We start from the raw sequence: 17,457 nt of genomic DNA, 5'->3' as shown, positions 1-17,457 counted from the left end.
ACAAGAATATTAACCAAATAACTAATACTAATAAAGATGCTACAAACTTACAAAAAAATAGCAGAAAAAATAGGCTTTAAGCGGGTCTTTCTCACTTTTTTAGGTCTGTTACTGTTTATGCAGACTCCTGCTTTAGCTCAAAATGATAGTAAAGTTACTATCCGGCAAGCAAACATCACAGTTATTGAGGCGTTGAAAGCTGTTGAAAAACAGTCTCAAATGTCAATAAACTATAGTGATTCGCAATTGAAGGGAAAAGAAATTCCTGATCTAAACTTGAAAAACGCGTCAGTATCTACTGCGCTTGATACAATCTTAAAGGGAACAGGGTTCTCATATCAAATTCAAGGTAACTATATCGTAATTATTGAGAAGAAACAAACGGTAACAAAACCCACTAAAAATGTCAAAGGAAAGATAATTGATGAGGGGGGTGAACCGCTGGTTGGGGTAAATATATCTGTGGACGGTGGTTCCACAGGTACAATTACCGACTTCGATGGAAACTTTGAAATCAAGGTTTCGGATAACTCCAAGCTGAAGGTGTCGTATATTGGGTATACAACCCAGACGGTGGCTATCTCCAAGCAGGACTTCTATTCCATCACCATGAAGCAGGACGCTGAACTACTGGAGGAGGTTGTGGTTACGGCATTGGGTATTAGGCGTGCCGAAAAAGCTTTGTCTTATAATGTACAGCAATTGAAAGGTGATGACCTGACTGCTGTGAAAGATGCCAACTTCATAAACACATTGAATGGTAAGATTGCCGGTGTGAGCATTAACAAAAGTGCAAGTGGTGTCGGTGGTGCTACACGTGTGGTTATGCGTGGAGCCAAATCAATCGAGGGAGACAATAACGCTTTGTATGTGGTAGACGGTATCCCTTTGTTTAATACCAATATGGGAAATACGGATAGTGGTATCATGGGTGAAGGTAGAGCGGGTACGGAAGGTATTGCTGACTTCAACCCGGAAGATATCGAGAGTCTGTCAGTGTTGAGCGGACCTTCGGCTGCTGCACTGTATGGTAGTAGCGCCGCAAACGGTGTTATCTTGATTACTACCAAGAAGGGTAAAGAAGGAAAAATGCAATTGTCTTTCTCTTCTTCGACCGAATTCAGTAAAGCGTATATGACTCCTGAGTTTCAAAATACGTATAGCAATAAAGACGGGATGTTCGAAAGTTGGGGCGACAAACTGGCAAAGCCTAACTCGTACGATCCGAAAAAGGATTTTTTTAATACCGGAACGAACTTTATCAATTCACTGACCTTGTCGACCGGGACAAAACAGAACCAGACTTTCGCTTCTATTTCATCCACTAATTCAAAAGGGATTGTTCCCAATAACGCTTACGATCGACTGAACTTTACAATTCGGAATACATCGACTTTCTTAAATGATAAATTGCAGTTGGATCTGGGTGCGTCTTATGTGAAGCAGGAGGATAAAAATATGCTATCTCAAGGGCAGTATTGGAATCCGGTAATGGCGGCTTATCTGTTCCCACGAGGTGAGAACTTTGAGGATATCAAGACGTTTGAACGTTACGACCAGAGCCGTAACATCCCGGTGCAGTATTGGCCGATCGCTGATGCAACTTATGGATCGCAGAATCCATATTGGACAGCTTACCGAAATGTGGCTACGAATAATAAGAGCCGGTATATGTTTAATGCGGGGTTGACTTACACCATCACTGACTGGCTGAATGCAGCTGCCCGTTACCGAATGGATGATACCTATGTGGAGTTTGAACGTAAAGTGTACGCTACTTCCGATCAGAAATTTGCTGAAGGAAAGAAGGGGCTTTATGATTATAATAACTACAAAGACCGGCAAGAATATCTGGACTTTATGTTGAACATCAGTAAGCAATTGAATGACTTCAATATCTCTGCTAACTTGGGATATAGCTATTCGAATTACTGGGGTATGCAAAGAGGCTATAAAGGTACATTGCAAGGAGTCACGAACTTGTTTGCTGCCAGCAATATTGACCCGGTCAACGGTCGTATTTCAGAAAAATGGAATGGGAGCGTACGTAATCATGCAATCTTTGCCAATATAGAATTGGGATGGAGGAGTATGCTTTATCTGACTTTGACCGGACGTAATGACTGGAATTCGCGTTTGGTTAATACTAACGAAGAGTCGTTCTTCTATCCGTCTGTCGGTCTGTCCGGAATCATTTCGGAGATGGTAACGTTGCCTGAGTTTATTTCGTACTTGAAGGTACGCGGTTCTTTTACTGAGGTAGGTGCTCCGGTTTCAGGACCAGGTCTTACTCCGGGAACTGTTACTACTCCCATTGTGGGTGGTGCGTTGTCGCCTACAGGTATCTATCCGTTTACGGACTTTAAAGCGGAACGTACCCGCTCGTACGAATTTGGCTTGAGTGTTCGTTTCTGGAAGAAGCTGAGTGCTGAGGTTACGTATTATAAATCGAATACTTACAACCAGACATTTGTTGGTGAACTGCCGGAATATTCGGGTTATAAACAAATTTATTTGCAGGCGGGTAATGTGGAAAACCGTGGATGGGAAGCTTCCTTAGGATATAATGATAGCTACGGAGACTTTAGTTTCTCGTCATCATTGATATTCTCACGCAATGTAAACAAGATCAAAGAGATGGTGGAGAACTACAACACTTCGATGAGCTTGGAACCGATCAATGTGCCGGAAGTCCTGAAGGATAATGGACGCATCATCTTGAAGGAGGGCGGTAGTATCCATGATATTTATGCCAACACTTTCTTTAAGAAGGATAGTCAGGGTTATGTTGATATCAAACAGGATGGTTCGTTCGGACTAGAGAAAGGTGATCCTGTCTACTTGGGTAAGACTTCGCCGGATTTCAATATGGGATGGAGCAATTCATTATCTTACAAAGGATTTGGAATGAGTTTTCTCATCAACGGACGTTTCGGTGGGGTGGTAACTTCTTCGACACAAGCTATTCTGGATCGGTTCGGAGTTTCTAAAGCATCAGCCGAAGCACGCGATGCGGGTGGAGCTTTATTTCCGTCGCAGGGTAGAGTAGACGCTCAGAAATACTATCAGTTGATAGGAACGGGCGACTATACTACATCCGGATATTATGTGTATAGTGCTACCAATATTCGACTACAGGAATTGACCTTAAGTTACAAATTTCCCAATATCTGGTTTAAGAATATACTGAGAGATGTTACTTTGTCGTTCATTGCTAATAATCCTTGGATGCTTTACTGCAAAGCTCCACACGATCCGGAATTGACGCCGTCTGTGGGAACTTACGGACAGGGTAATGACTATTTTATGCAACCGAGTGTAAGAAGTTTCGGTTTCGGTATTAAATTTAAATTATAATTGATCCATGAAAAAGATAAATCATTATAAACTATTGGCAGGTATCTGTGCTTTGGCACTTTTGACTGCTTGTAACTTTGAAGAGATAAATACCAACCCATACGAAATGACCGATGAAATGGGAATAAGGGATGGTATTGCCATAGGAGGATCTGTTACGGCTATGGAAAAATCGGTATTTCCCGTAGGTACGCAGGCTGATGATACAGATGTTATCAATCAGTATCAGACATCATATAATTTGTCGGCTGACTCGTGGAGCGGATTCTTCGGATAGAATAATAATTGGTTTAGTGGAAGTAATCATACAACCTACTATTTGCAAGATAATTGGGTTTCGGATACCTATAAGAATTCATATACGGAATTGGTTGCCTCCTGGAAAAAAATAAAACAAGATTCAGAGAAAACCGGAATTACCGACGTATTTGCTCTGGCACAGATTCTGAAGATTTCTGCTTGGCATAAAACGCTTGAGACTTTTGGCCCGATTCCATATAAGCATGTAGGGGAACCTGCATTGGTTATACCTTTTGATAGTGAAAAGGATGCGTTTAATCTGATATTTACCGAGTTGACGGATGTTATTGCCGAACTGACTCCGAAGGCTTTGCAGGGAGCGACTATTGTGGCAGACTATGATGCGGTATATGCCGGTGATGCTCGGAAATGGGTGAAATACGCAAACTCTTTGATGTTGCGCTTGGCGATGCGTATTAGTTATGCGGATGAAACGATTGCTAAAAAGTATGCTTTGCAGGCATTGAATCATGAGTTTGGCGTGATGACTTCTAAATCTGATGAAGCGCAAATGAGTAATGGTGCTGGTATGTCATTCCGTAACAATATTGAATGGTTGTCAAATCAATATGATGAGTGCCGTATGGGGTCTTCCATGTTCTCGTATTTATTGGGTTACAAAGATCCACGGTTGAGTCAATATTTTCAGGCTTCGGCCAGCGTGTATGCTGAAGAGGCTTTTGATGGTGAAAAGTATCAGGCAGTACCTCCCGGTAATGCGAGTCAACAAAATGCGATTTATACCAGTTTCTCTAAACCTAATATCTTGGCAACTACTCCGACTTATTGGCTGCGTGCTTCGGAAGTATACTTCCTTAGAGCAGAAGCTGCACTGAGATGGGGAGCGGACTTTGGAGATGCTGAATCGTTATATACGCAAGGTGTTGCAGCGTCATTTGATGAAAATGGGATCAATTCGTCTGTAGAAACATATTTGGCATCTGGTGCAACTCCGGTTGCTCATAATCTGAAGGCTCTTTATTATACGTATTCCGCACCTGCTCCGACTACTGCAACAACAGCATTTACTGGATCGACCGAGGAGAAATTAGAGAAAATCATAATCCAGAAGTGGATTGCTCTTTATCCCAATGGACAGGAAGCATGGAGCGAATGGAGAAGAACGGGTTATCCGAAACTAAATCCGGTGCAGACCAATCGGGGGCAAGGGGTGACTAAAGAAGGTGGAATTCGTCGCATGGTGTATCCGGTAAGTTTTTATCAGTCTGCTGATAATAGAGCTAACTATGAACAGGCTTTGCTCTTCCTAGGTGGTGTGGATAAAGACAAACCGACGACCCAGCTATGGTGGGATTGTAGAAAAAAAATCTATTAAACTATGATGAATATGAAAATCTTTAAGAAAATAATATATATAATTCCTCTTGTAGGAATGATATTCGCATCGTGTCTCGATGTGGAAAAGAAGGAATTTGAGCATCTCGGTGGTTTAAACACGATAGATAATCAGGAAAGTGAACAGTACTATGCCGATCTACGTGCGTGGAAGGCTACTGCGGAGAATTATGGACGTCCGGTGTCGTTTGGATGGTTCAGTAACTGGTCGCCCGAAGGTGCTATTCGCAAGGGCTATTTGGCCTCATTACCGGATAGTATCGATATGATTTCGATGTGGAGCGCTCCGTTTGAGTTGAATGAAGCCAAAATTGCTGATAAGAATATTTATCAGCAAAAGAAAGGTGGTAAAATCTTTGTCTGTTACATTCTGCATAACATTGGAACGGGAATTACTCCTAAATCAGTTTCAGAAGAAGTGCAGGCTGAGAATCCGGAAGCTAGTAGTGACGATCTTACTAAATTAATAAAGAAAGCTACTGAGGAATATTGGGGCTTTACTAGTGGAGTAAAAGGATCAGAAGATCATATTGCTTCAATCCAACGGTATTCCAAAGCACTAGTCGATACGATTGTGATTATGGGTTATGATGGTTTGGATATAGACTGGGAACCCAATGGTGGTGGAGATGGTGATGGTAGCTTAAAGGGAGCGGGTGGTAAATATCTTCATTACTTGGTAGAAGAGGTAGGGAAATACTTTGGTCCGAAAGCTACCGAACGTCCTGATGGTAAATACTACTACTTCTTGATTGATGGTGAGATTTGGAATGCAAACAAAGAGTCGGCTCCTTATTTTGACTACTTCATCACGCAAGCTTATGGCGATTCTTGGCTCGATTACCGGGTAAGTACTTTGCGGAATTGGTGTGGTGAATATTATGAGTATCAGAAGCATATCTTTACGGAGAACTTCGAATCATATTGGAACTCCGGTGGTGTCTTGTTGAAACAAGCGGCTTATAATCATGCAAATGGTCCGAAAGGTGGTGTAGGAGCATTCCGACTGGATAATGACTATGATAATACGCCGGATTATAAGTATACGCGTCAAGCTATACAGGAGAATCAGCGGGCTTATCAGGAATATATGGACTTACAATCTAACAATAATACAGAAGAGCAATGAAACGTATCAATTTATTATATGCAGGTGCACTAGTTGCATTGTCTTTCTTCCAGGCAAGTTGCAACGATAGCGAAAAAGATCTGCTAAAGCCCAAGCTTTATTTTGAAAGCAATGTGATAAAAGTAGAAGTGGAAGATGATACTTATGAGTGTGAGTTGGTATCACGTTTATCGGATATGGTGAAGAATGATGTAAATGTGACATATCAGATAGGTGGTCAAGATTTAGTGGACGAGTATAATCAGAAACATGGTACTACCGGGAAGCTTATGTCGGTTGGCAATTATGTAATGGGCGAAAGTGCTTCGGTGATAAAGGCAGGAGATCTTTATGCTGATGCCTGTGAATTATCTTTGAAGAATATATCCAAAGGCGAAGATGGCGTCTCTTATATACTGCCGGTTGTAGTAAATAGTTCGGATATTGCCAAAATAAACGCTACGGGGGTTACATTTGTAGTCGTAAAGAAACCTATTATTATTAATAAGGTCTATGACATAAATCCGACCTGGTTGGATGTACGTCTACCGGATGCTTTTAAAAAGGCGAGTACTGTGACATACGAGGCGTTGGTTTATGCTGATCGTTGGAAAAATCTGGGTACGATTATGGGAAATGAAGGCGTTTTGATTTTGCGTACTGGCGACCTAAATCATCCGGATAATGAACTTCAAGTAGCAGGAAATGTAGCCTTGCAGATACCTGATGTGTCTATTTTTCAGTTGAATAAATGGTATCATGTAGCGTTTACCTATGATGCATCTTCAGGAATGGCAACTCTTTACCTGAATGGAGAGAAAATTGTAGACAAGACTGTTGGTACACAAACATTCGACTTGAATGAACGTTTCTGTATTGGTTATGCCTACGATTATGACAGAAGTCGTCGATGGTATGGATATATGAGTGAAGTGCGTCTATGGACGGTTGCCCGTACGGCCAATCAGATCCGTGAGAACATGATGTATGTAGATCCGAAAACTGATGGTTTAGTAGGTTATTGGAAACTGAATGGCGAAGATTACGAGAAACGTAATGACCAATGGGTTGTACTTGATCAATCACCACATCATAATGATGCAACTTCGAATATTGGAATACGGGGTGAGAATCCAAATACTAGCCAAACTTTTGCAGAACCTACTGTGGTTGATATGAGAGTCGAACTATAAGCGTACTTTTTAAAGGTATTCAATAAATATACTAATTAGATGACTACGAGATTCGGGCTTTATGCTTGATCTCGTAGTTTCTTTATTTATGATTGTCTTGCTTCTGTTTTATCTATCAGTTCTTCTGCTATTTCTTTTCCGGTAGCAGTGTGATCAACTCTTCATTGCCTTCTAACAGATAGTATGCAATAAATACGAGAGGCTCGGAAGAAGAAGCATTATCGAAATGTAGGATCGGTTGGTTCTTGGGTTCATAAAACGCTTCTCCGGCACACAGGAATTGTTCCTTTTCTCCTTCTATTTGAAACAACACTGTACCTGAAACGATATGGCCGACTACCGAACAGGGGTGCAGGTGATAGTCTGCTTTCCCATTCGGAGGAATTACTATTTTCTTGATCTCTACTTTTGATACGTCTTGTTTACCGCCTAATTGGGCAGTGAGAAGATCGGCCCTGGTTACGTTTGTCTTTTCCATACTTGTACAGCAATTAAGTGTGATTTTCTTTGTTTTGCTGCAAAGTTAGGGCGAGGAAGATATTTATCTCATTGACCTATGTTAAGAGATTTGAGGCGACTTAAAGATTCGGGTTTTATACCCAGATAAGAGGCGATGTGATATTGTGAAATGGATTGTTCGATATGGGGATAGGTTTGTAGAAGTAGCTTGTATCTGTCTAAAGCACTATCCATGAGGAGAGATGTCTCTTTGCGACATTTTCGAATAAAGAGTGTGTCTGCGATATGTTTCCCTAATTTGTACCATTCACCGGATTCTTGCAGTAAAAGGTCATAGTTGGACTTGGATAAACAGAACACGGTGGAATCTTCTAAAGCTTGTATGCTGCCTACACTTGCTTCTTTTTGCAGAAAACTTCTATAGGAGGTTGTAAATGAACCTTGGAAGTAGAAGTCACTGATATAGTCTTCACCTTCTTTTTCGATAAAGGAACGCAGTACTCCGCTTTCAACAAAACCGATGAAAGTGCACACTTTTCCCTGCTGCAATAGAAAATCTTTCTTTTGGAGTAAGACCTTGTCGGATAGGTTAATAAGTCTCTCGTATAATTCGTGCGATAAACCTATTTTTTTTGTTATTAATTTCTCTAGCTCCATTCTTTTCGTTCTTATATAGTAGTAACCGGACAATTGGGGTTTCTTTCGATAAGACGATCGTGACTAACGAAGTTCACTTTCATCAGATTGGCGCAGTATGGCTTGAGTAATGATGTGATTTCGTCCTTTGACAAATCCGGAGCTAGCCACCTTTCTTCATCTCCCTTAGAGAGAATGACCGGCATACGGAAATTGGTGTTATGAATATAGCTGGTCAGCGGATTGGATTCGGTGGTTATAATAGCGAATGTACTATGGCCTTCTCCAGTGGCTTGATCTAACCAAAGATCAAATATTCCCGCCATAGAAAAGATCTCTTCTCCTTTTAGGAGTATGTGGTAAGGTATCTTCTTGTTGCCCTCGCGCCGCCATGCAAAATAACCGGTTGAGGGCACAATACATCGTCTTTTCATGATTGATTCCCGGAAAAGAGGTTTTTCGAAGATTGTATCGGCATGCGCATTGAAAGTCATCTCACGTATTTCTTTTGCTTCTTTTTTTGCTTTTGTCCAAAAAGGAATCAATCCCCAGTTGAATACTTGTATTTCTTCAGAGCTGGTAATGATGGGGTGTTTGGGGAAATTCCACGAGTTTATTTGATCTTGCTCACAAAGGTTATGCGGATGAGTCTCCACTATCGTCGATTTACGGCTATATCTGGAAGCCAGTTTGATGAGTTTTGCAGACATCGAATTATGTAAACACATGCTATTACAATTATAAGGTTGATATAATAGGTTCTTAAGACATAACGTTGTAATAGCAATTCTTGTTTAATGTTTTTATATTAAGTTGTCTCTTAAAAGTCTCACAACCTTTGTGTTTATTGCATTTTTAGTCTTTTTTTATTAGAAAGTGAAATGAAACAAAAGAACGAGCCGCGATAGTAACTTCGCGGCTCGTTTTTCTTAAAAGTAATTTTTGAATCAGTTTATGGAGTTTCTATTTTCTCTCCATGATTGTAGCTGGCAAACCGTCCGTCGCCTAACTTGTTTACGGGTTCGGGACTATCCCAAGGCCACCCACCGAACTCGGTTGACTTAAAGTCATTGATGGCTTGCTGTATTTCTTGCCGGGAATTCATCACAAATGGTCCGTAAGCTACAACGGGTTCATTGATTGGTTCTCCTTCGAGTAATAGCAATAAGCTATCGGTATTGCCGTTTTTTACAAGAATATTCTCAGAACCACTTAGTTGGGCACAATGGTAGAAGTCCACGGCTTCGTTATCAACCTGTATACCGGCACCCTCGATGTTGTATAGCATTCGATTGAGAGTGGGGGAGACGCTGGGGATTGTCAACTCTGCATTGGGAGATAATTTGATTATCCAGATGCCGACATGGTGACTTCTGTCAAAAGCCCAGGAGTTGGGTAACGGATCGAGAGACTCGATTGTGCCGTACTTGCCTGCAATAAGTTTTATTTCATATTTATTTCCATTTTTATCTGTCTCTGTTATCAGTGGAATTTTCTCATTCCACAGCATTTTATAGTTGGGTGATGTTTTCTTTCCTTTTGATGGCAGATTGAGCCATATCTGGAATAGTTCCGTTGGATTATCGGTGGTTTGGGAAACTACCGGAAACATTTCCGAGTGCAAAGCACCCGATCCTGCCGACATCCATTGTACATCACCTTGTCCGTAGCGGCCTTTTGCTCCCAGGGAGTCGAAATGATCGACGATTCCTTCCAGAACAACGGTCACTGTTTCAAATCCTCGGTGAGGATGATACGGAAAACCGGGAACTTTTTCGCCATGATACATCCTCCAAGGTGCATTCGGTTGAAATCTCGTCCGACTTGCCAGGTGGGAAGATAATGAACAGGTTCCATCTTTTCGTTTCCTTTCGGATAATGGTCATTGTGATGAACCGCCATAATAAAGGGATTATTGACCTGAAGAGGCGATTGGATTTTTTCGATACTCAATATTGTTTTCATGAATTAATAGTGTTGGTTTAAGTTTTAAATATTCTTTTTAAACGATTCTCTGTTTCTTTGTATCACTTCAATGTTTTTATGCCCCCAAGCAATCAGATTGCGAATGTTGGGCAATAGGTCACGTCCTAGTTCGGTCAATTCATATTCGACGCGAGGAGGAATCTCTGCATACATTTTGCGGGAAACGATGCCATCTGCTTCTAACAATCGCAAGGTGGATGTGAGCATCTTTTGTGAGATGTCTCCCAACACTTTGTTGATCTCGCCGAAACGCATTGTTCCTTTTTCTCCTAAAATATCTAATATAAGGATCGACCATTTTCCTCCGATGCCATCTAACACGGATCGTACAGGGCAGACTCCTTTGGATAAATTATTTGTTCTCATATGCTTTGCTTTTTAATAATCCGAGCCGTACGTTGTTTTCTCGTACGACTTGGATTATTTGTTTTCTGTTAGTAAGCAGCATCAGGCGTGGTCACACGTATTAATTTGGCATTGACAAATTCGTATATACCTGCGGGAGATTGTTCTCGCCCGTAGCCTGACTTCTTAGTACCTCCGAAAGGTAATTCGGGTGCAATACCGGTTACATGATTGATATAAACCATACCTGTATCGATGCGTCGAGCCACTTCTACGGCTTTATCGGTGTCGGTTCCGAAGACTGTTCCTCCGAGTCCGAACTCGGTATCATTGGCCAACTCAACAGCTTCGTCTATATCTTTCACTGCATAGATAGCTAAGACGGGACCGAATATTTCATCTGAGTATGCCAACATACCTTTTTTGATTCCGGTGAGGATGGTAGGTTCCATAAATGCTCCGGGACGATTGATACGTTTGCCACCCAATACCAATTTGGCGCCTTGGCTGACAGTTGTTTCTACTTGTTTGATGACGTCCTGAACTGCTTTTTCGCTACTCAGAGGAGCCAATTGAGTTTTAGGATCGAGCGGATCGCCTACTACAACTTGTTCGTATACGGCTTTCGCTTTCTCGATAAACTTGTCGGCAATAGACTCCGGTACGATTATTCTCTTGGGCGATACACAGACTTGTCCGGCATTCCACAAACGTCCGAATGCGGCTGTTTCGACTGCTTTGTCCAGATCGGCGTCCGGCATAACGATAAACGCGTCGCTACCGCCTAACTCGAGTGTCGATTTCTTGACGAATTTACCAGCCATCGATGCAAAACTAGCTCCGGCGGGTTCACTACCTGTCAATGCGGCTCCTTTGACACGGGGATCGGCTACCAACTCCGAAACTTTAGCTCCGGGAACGAACAGGTTGGTATATACCCCCTTGGGCGCACCGGCTTCGGTGAATATCTTTTCCATTATCTCCGCTGCTTGGGGCACGTTGGATGCGTGTTTGAGCACAACGGTATTACCTGCCATGATGTTAGGCGCAGCCGAACGGGTGATCTGATAGAATGGGAAGTTCCAAGGTTGCACACTTAGTAACACACCGATAGGTTGATAGCTTAAGAAAGCTTTTCCTTGTGGCGTATCGAGTGGTGAGTCTGCGAGAAACTTAGCTCCATTGTTGGCATAATAATCGAAAATATCAGCTGATAGTTCGACTTCGCCAATTCCTTCACGATGCAGTTTACCCATTTCGATTGAACACAGTTTGCCGAGTTCAGATTTGCGTTCGCGTAGTATTTCGGCTACACGATGAAGTAATTGGGCTCTTTGGGCAAACGAGGTTTTTCTCCAGGATTGGAATGCTTTGTCGGCATCGGTCAATATGGTTTCAATTTGTTGATCGGTCATTACAGCATACTCTTTCTCTACCTGATTGGTTGCAGGATTTACTGTTTTAATTGTTGACATACTATTAATTTTTTAATTATTACTAAATAAATTCACTAATATTCGATCGCTTATTGGGCTGGTTATTGGGTGATGAACTCGGTATACGCCTTCAGGTCGTTAGCCAATCTTTCGTCGGTATCGGCTGTATAGGCGCCAAGAAAAGCGTGATGTCCGATGTATGTGGCACCTACAAATTTAGTCGTCGATGCCATCGGCTTTAATAGTTGCTCTATCGTTCCAAAGCCGGATTCGGTATATACATCACTGATTCCCGCTGTTGAAATGGCAACTCCGATTTCTTTGCCAACCAATTTGTCACCTCCCTGACCGTATGCCCATCCTTGCAAGAAGACTTCGTCGATCCACTTTTTCAATAAGGGAGGCATGTTGTACCATTGGAAAGGATATTGAAAGATGATTCTATCGTATCCGCTTATCAAGTTCTGTTCGGCTGGTACATCGATTTGCCAGTCCGGGTATTTCTCATACAGATTGTGTATGCTTATTTCGGGATTGGTTTTACTCAATGTTTCGATCCATGACTTGTTGATGTGAGACGCTTGTCCGAAATAGGGATGTGCCAGAATTACTATTGTTTTCATTATCTTATAATATTATATGTTAGTTATTTCGATTATTTGTTTGGACTGAATTCTGCGTTAGCTACGATCTTGATCTTGTCACTGATCATAGCTTCGGGATATTTAGTGCCTAGATTGAAATCAGATCTTTTCACTTCTCCTGTGATTTGGAAGCCTGCTGTTTGAGCGTTATTCATTGCGTTGACCACCGATCCGAAGTATTGAACATCCAATGCAACGGGCTTCGTTATGCCATGAAATGTCAGGTTGCCGTATAGTTTTCCTTTATTTTTGCCCACTTTTTTCACAGCTGTACTTTTGAATGTCAAGGTAGGGTATTTCTCTGCATCGAAGAAGTCGGCGGAACGTAAATGGTTGTCGCGTGCTTCGATATCGGTGTCGATACTTGCTACCTTCGCGGTTACTTCTATTTGAGCATCTGAATAGTCGGCTTTTGTGGTCGTTACTTTAACTGAGAAGTCGGCAAACCGTCCGTCTATTTGGGAGATAGTAAGATGCTTAACTACGAAACCTAAGCGGGAGTGAGCGGGATCATTACTCCATGTCGTTTGAGAATGTGCTGCAAGTATGCTTAGCACGAATGCTGTTGTAAAGAATAACTTTTTCATTTTCTTGTTTTTTTTAATTGTATGATTCTGTTTTTTGAATGTCTTTTAATCCCAGAGATGTTTGTTGCTTAAAGCATATTTTCCACCTCCGGTGAAAACAAGAGCTACAGCCCCGAAGAAGTACAATCCTAATAGTTCAACAGTCCACCCTCCTTGATTGTTTAATGTGAAAAGGTCCTGTGAATGAACTAATAAGGCTGCTACCAGACAGTTACCGGCAAATACTACCGAGGCTGCCCGCGTGCTGTAACCCAAAATGATAAGCAACGGAGCGATTACTTCGCCTACATAAACACCATAAGTAATAAATGAGGGCAATCCTGCACCGGCTACTACTTGTTCTATAAAACCTACTCCATGCTGTAGCTTGGCTATACCATGTAATAACATTAATCCGCCAACGCTTATGCGTAGTATAAGCAGGCCTAAATCGACGTTTCTTTCTAAATACTTCATATTCGTTTCTTTTTTATAGTGTATAAATTCAGTGACAATTTCATAAGAGATATTACTCTCTTATGGAGAGCAAATGTATAATGTAGCGTTGAGATAAAAAAGAGCTTACTTGGAAGTAATGCAGTTACTTGAAAGTTAGTAATGCTAATAATGCGGGAGTTAGAAAAGTGATAAAAAATCATTTTAACTTTAAATAACTTTTATCGTTGTTCCCGCAGCTCGGTTTAGCCCCATTGTCGGGAGAAGATGTATGTGCTTTTTTATAAAACTAATGGTAAAAAGGAGTCGAGTAATTGAATAATGATTTATATTTGTATCATAAAACTGAGGACTGAAGATGAATAGCATTAAAGAAGTGAATTTCGAGAAGCATATGAGTAATGAGAAATGCCCTGCCCGGCAAATTCTCTCTACTATAGGAGATAAATGGTCGATTCTTATACTTATACTACTGGATACAAAAGAGACTATACGCTTCAATGAGTTGGCTAAGAGTCTCGAAAATGTATCTTCTAAGGTTTTGTCGCAGACATTGAAGTCATTGGAGAATGACGGCCTTGTTACTCGGACGGTCTATCCGGAAGTACCTCCGCGGGTAGAATATCGCTTAACAGCCTTGTCGAAGACTTTATTGCCTCATATTCTATCGCTGTCTGACTGGGCGCTGGAGAATATGGATGAAATATACCGCAATCGAATGAACAGCGGCAGTTATTCGGAAACAATCTAGCGATTGTGCTTCTCTTGATCTCAAATGTGCTCCCTTCTAAATAAAAGACTGGAAGAAATCAACTTGCTTGCAAGGGAGTAAAGTCGTTTATCTATGTTCTATATTGATTCTGGTATTCTTGTGGTGTCATTCCTGTGCATTGTTTGAACAGGCGGATGAAATAGGAGTAATCTTGGTATGCCAACCGATAGGCCACATTCTTAATTGGTATGCGATCGGTTATCAGAATCAACTGAGCCTTCTCTATCTTTTTCTGGTTGATATACTGATGCGGAGTGATACCAACTTCTTTCTTAAACAGCCGGATGAAGTGGTCCTTAGAAAGACAACACATGTCTGCCAGCAAACTGATGCTTATCGGTTCATGGATTTCCCGGCGAATGTGTGACAGTATCTTTTGAATACGATCATCGCTGACTTCTATCTTTGCTTTTGCATTCTTCAAAAAACGGGCAATCAGTTGGAAAAGAATACCTTGTGACTCTACTTTATCGCAGAAGGTACGCTGCTTGTTCTTATAGATGTTTTGAATCAGCGTCGGGTTATTATCATATGTCATCGGATCGGACTGAGAGAGTTTCATGGTAGGGTTGATATCACACAATCTTTTTATAAGTTCCAGATCTAGTGCTCGTGCGGGAATCTCGATCGGGAAGTCCCAACTCTCAAGTAGCTGATGAGGACTCATGATCTTCATAAATATGGAGATAGTAGTGACAGAAATGAGAATCGCACAGATAGCCATGGGTAACGAAAGACGGAATGAGATATAGATGGTCGGGGCGCAACTCTTGTGTACCAGCGGGCAGTATAATCTTGGCACTACCTTCTGTCACATAGTAAAGCCGTGTAAAGGGGCTGTTCACATTCTTCCAGTTCCAGTCGCCTTCGTGAACCGCAAGTCCTACATTTAGTGTTAAAAAGTGAAGTTGATCGATGGGTGTTGTCATACGATAGATATAAGTTGGTCTTGTCTATACAAAAATAAAGATAAATACAAATATCGCAATGGAATGTCGATAAATTATCACTTATTCGTGTTATTCTTCTATTTGCCAGATTAGATTAGTGTCCGAATGTCGATAATATCCTATCGGATGACGAATTAATGCAACGCTTCTCTACTGCCTTTGCTTATCTTTGCATAAATGAAATAGGATAAATACATGCATACTATGAAAACAAAAATCCTCTTTATGATTTCGTTGCTATCGCTATCTGCAAGTATAGTGACGGCACAAACCTATCCTGTCCCGGTATCAGAAGAAAATGAGAAAATGGCTGAAGGTGTATTTGCACCCAACTGGGAGTCCCTCAAACAATACCAAGTACCTGAATGGTTTCGCAATGCGAAGTTTGGTATCTGGGCACATTGGGGCCCGCAATGTGTGGAAGGGTCGGGAGACTGGATGGCTCGATCTCTGTATCAGGAAGGGAGCCACCAATACAAATATCATGTACAGCACTACGGTCATCCGTCCGAAGTGGGTTTCAAAGACATTATTCCTTTGTGGAAAGCTGAGAAATGGGATCCTGACAAGTTGATTGCCTTATATAAAAAGGTGGGCGCACAGTATTTCTTTGCTCTTGGCAATCACCATGACAATATGGACCTCTGGAATAGCCAGTACCAACCGTGGAACTCCGTTAACATGGGACCGGAGCAGGATATTCTGGCGGGCTGGGAGAAAGCGGCCCGCAAGCACGGTCTGCCATTCGGTATTAGTTTTCATGCCGACCATGCCTGGTCGTGGTACGAACCTTCTCAGCGACATGATAAAGAAGGGCCGAAAGCCGGCGTTCCTTACGACGGTAAATTGACTAAAGCCGATGGAAAAGGGAAATGGTGGGAAGGATATGACCCGCAAGAGTTATATGCACAGAATCATCCGTTGAGTCAGGATAGTTGGGACAACGGTGCCATTCACCGTCAATGGGCGTGGGGAAATGGAGTATGTCAACCCACGCAGGAATATTGCACCAACTTCTACAATCGTACACTCGATGCTATCAATCGGTACAATCCCGACTTAATCTATTTTGATGTGACCGGCGTACCATTCTATCCCATAAGTGATGGCGGATTGAAAATTGCCGCTCACTTCTACAATCACAACATGGCTACCCACAAGGGGAAACTGGAAGCTGTCATGTTTGGTAAGATTCTGGATGAGGATCAGCGCAAGGCTTTGGTATGGGACGTAGAGCGCGGTGCACCCGATAAAGCCTCGAGCAACCATGGCAGTCGTGCTCTTGCCTTGGCGACTGGCACTACAATACCTCTGTTTATGAGAACAACCGTTATAAATCGGCCGCAAGTGTGGTGAAGCTCTTGGTCGATATTGTCAGCAAGAACGGCAACCTGTTGCTTAGTGTTCCCTTGCGAGCTGACGGTACGCTTGATGATAAAGAAGAGGTGATACTGAACGATCTTGGCGAATGGATGTCGGTTAACAAAGAATGCATCATCGATACCCGCCCCTGGAAGGTATTTGGTGAGGGACCAATTGCCGAATCGGCGATTCCTCTGAATGCGCAAGGCTTCAATGAAGGAGCTTACAACAAAGCCACTGCCAAGGAAATTCGCTTCACGCAGAATGGGCAGAAACTCTATGCTACCGTACTTGCCTGGCCCGAAGAAAGACAAGTGCTTATCAAGTCGTTGGCGGATGGAAACTCTTTGTATCCAGGCAAAATTAAAAAGGTGGAGCTATTGGGTTATGGGAAAGTTTCCTTTACCCGCACACCCAATGGACTTCTCGTGAATCTGCCTGACAAACAAGTGAATAAGATTGCTCCGGTTTTCAAGATTAATTAAATGACATATCGTTTATAATAAAGGAACAGCATTCGATAAGTGCACA

The 17,457-nt window shown here is 42.0% G+C and carries 14 protein-coding genes and 3 pseudogenes; 6 read left to right on the top strand and 11 right to left on the bottom strand.

The window, feature by feature from the left end; all coding sequences use genetic code 11:
* Positions 1 to 36 precede the first annotated feature (36 nt).
* The 4 genes and pseudogenes from JCM10512_RS11015 (at position 37) to JCM10512_RS11000 (ending at position 7,314) form a co-directional block, all read left to right on the top strand.
* The gene (locus tag JCM10512_RS11015) at positions 37 to 3,357 is read left to right on the top strand and encodes a TonB-dependent receptor (RefSeq protein WP_044163029.1); all 3,321 of its coding nucleotides are present in this window, start codon (positions 37 to 39) and stop codon (positions 3,355 to 3,357) included.
* Between the two features lie 7 nt (positions 3,358 to 3,364).
* Positions 3,365 to 4,993: pseudogene (locus JCM10512_RS11010) on the top strand (SusD/RagB family nutrient-binding outer membrane lipoprotein).
* A gap of 12 nt (positions 4,994 to 5,005) precedes the next feature.
* Positions 5,006 to 6,142, top strand: a complete 1,137-nt coding sequence (locus tag JCM10512_RS11005; RefSeq protein WP_183209280.1) for a glycoside hydrolase family 18 — start codon at positions 5,006 to 5,008, stop codon at positions 6,140 to 6,142.
* The gene (locus JCM10512_RS11000; RefSeq protein ID WP_044163023.1) at positions 6,139 to 7,314 is read left to right on the top strand and encodes a DUF1735 and LamG domain-containing protein; all 1,176 of its coding nucleotides are present in this window, start codon (positions 6,139 to 6,141) and stop codon (positions 7,312 to 7,314) included. The genes JCM10512_RS11005 and JCM10512_RS11000 overlap by 4 nt, the downstream gene beginning before the upstream one ends.
* A gap of 127 nt (positions 7,315 to 7,441) precedes the next feature.
* Here JCM10512_RS11000 and JCM10512_RS10995 read toward each other — a convergent pair whose 3' ends face one another.
* The 10 genes from JCM10512_RS10995 to JCM10512_RS10955 form a co-directional block, all read right to left on the bottom strand.
* The gene (locus JCM10512_RS10995) at positions 7,442 to 7,792 is read right to left on the bottom strand and encodes a cupin domain-containing protein (RefSeq protein WP_044163021.1); all 351 of its coding nucleotides are present in this window, start codon (positions 7,790 to 7,792) and stop codon (positions 7,442 to 7,444) included.
* A 68-nt stretch (positions 7,793 to 7,860) separates the two neighbouring features.
* Complete coding sequence (locus JCM10512_RS10990; protein ID WP_044163020.1) at positions 7,861 to 8,430, bottom strand: Crp/Fnr family transcriptional regulator; 570 nt, start codon at positions 8,428 to 8,430, stop codon at positions 7,861 to 7,863.
* Between the two features lie 11 nt (positions 8,431 to 8,441).
* Positions 8,442 to 9,119 carry an SOS response-associated peptidase gene (locus tag JCM10512_RS10985; RefSeq protein ID WP_317168570.1) on the bottom strand — a complete coding sequence of 226 codons (678 nt, stop codon included), beginning with the start codon at positions 9,117 to 9,119 and terminating at the stop codon, positions 8,442 to 8,444.
* Positions 9,120 to 9,361: 242 nt separating this feature from the next.
* Entirely contained in the window at positions 9,362 to 10,198 is an 837-nt protein-coding gene (locus JCM10512_RS10980; RefSeq protein ID WP_244437129.1) for a pirin family protein, read from the bottom strand.
* Complete coding sequence (locus tag JCM10512_RS23865; RefSeq protein ID WP_244437127.1) at positions 10,135 to 10,374, bottom strand: hypothetical protein; 240 nt, start codon at positions 10,372 to 10,374, stop codon at positions 10,135 to 10,137. Before JCM10512_RS23865 ends, JCM10512_RS10980 begins: the two co-directional genes overlap by 64 nt.
* 24 nt (positions 10,375 to 10,398) lie before the next feature.
* Positions 10,399 to 10,761 carry a winged helix-turn-helix transcriptional regulator gene (locus JCM10512_RS10975; protein WP_044163016.1) on the bottom strand — a complete coding sequence of 121 codons (363 nt, stop codon included), beginning with the start codon at positions 10,759 to 10,761 and terminating at the stop codon, positions 10,399 to 10,401.
* A 68-nt stretch (positions 10,762 to 10,829) separates the two neighbouring features.
* The gene (locus JCM10512_RS10970) at positions 10,830 to 12,215 is read right to left on the bottom strand and encodes an NAD-dependent succinate-semialdehyde dehydrogenase (RefSeq protein WP_044163014.1); all 1,386 of its coding nucleotides are present in this window, start codon (positions 12,213 to 12,215) and stop codon (positions 10,830 to 10,832) included.
* A gap of 62 nt (positions 12,216 to 12,277) precedes the next feature.
* Positions 12,278 to 12,799: an NAD(P)H-dependent oxidoreductase gene (locus JCM10512_RS10965; RefSeq protein ID WP_044163011.1), complete on the bottom strand. Its 522-nt coding sequence runs from the start codon at positions 12,797 to 12,799 to the stop codon at positions 12,278 to 12,280.
* Between the two features lie 32 nt (positions 12,800 to 12,831).
* Positions 12,832 to 13,407: a YceI family protein gene (locus tag JCM10512_RS10960; protein ID WP_044163009.1), complete on the bottom strand. Its 576-nt coding sequence runs from the start codon at positions 13,405 to 13,407 to the stop codon at positions 12,832 to 12,834.
* A gap of 45 nt (positions 13,408 to 13,452) precedes the next feature.
* On the bottom strand, positions 13,453 to 13,863 hold the full coding sequence (locus JCM10512_RS10955) for a DoxX family protein (RefSeq protein ID WP_044163007.1): 411 nt from the start codon (positions 13,861 to 13,863) through the stop codon (positions 13,453 to 13,455).
* Between the two features lie 337 nt (positions 13,864 to 14,200).
* Between JCM10512_RS10955 and JCM10512_RS10950 the strand changes: the two genes are divergently transcribed.
* The gene (locus JCM10512_RS10950; RefSeq protein WP_244437125.1) at positions 14,201 to 14,593 is read left to right on the top strand and encodes a winged helix-turn-helix transcriptional regulator; all 393 of its coding nucleotides are present in this window, start codon (positions 14,201 to 14,203) and stop codon (positions 14,591 to 14,593) included.
* A 91-nt stretch (positions 14,594 to 14,684) separates the two neighbouring features.
* Here JCM10512_RS10950 and JCM10512_RS10945 read toward each other — a convergent pair.
* Positions 14,685 to 15,543: pseudogene (locus JCM10512_RS10945) on the bottom strand (helix-turn-helix domain-containing protein).
* A gap of 225 nt (positions 15,544 to 15,768) precedes the next feature.
* Here JCM10512_RS10945 and JCM10512_RS10940 point away from each other — a divergent pair.
* Positions 15,769 to 17,411: pseudogene (locus JCM10512_RS10940) on the top strand (alpha-L-fucosidase).
* Positions 17,412 to 17,457 lie beyond the last annotated feature (46 nt).

Source organism: Bacteroides reticulotermitis JCM 10512 (assembly GCF_000517545.1).
Classification (GTDB): domain Bacteria; phylum Bacteroidota; class Bacteroidia; order Bacteroidales; family Bacteroidaceae; genus Bacteroides; species Bacteroides reticulotermitis.
The sequence above is the reverse complement of the archived record's forward strand: the minus strand, read 5'-3'. Positions and strand labels throughout refer to the sequence as shown.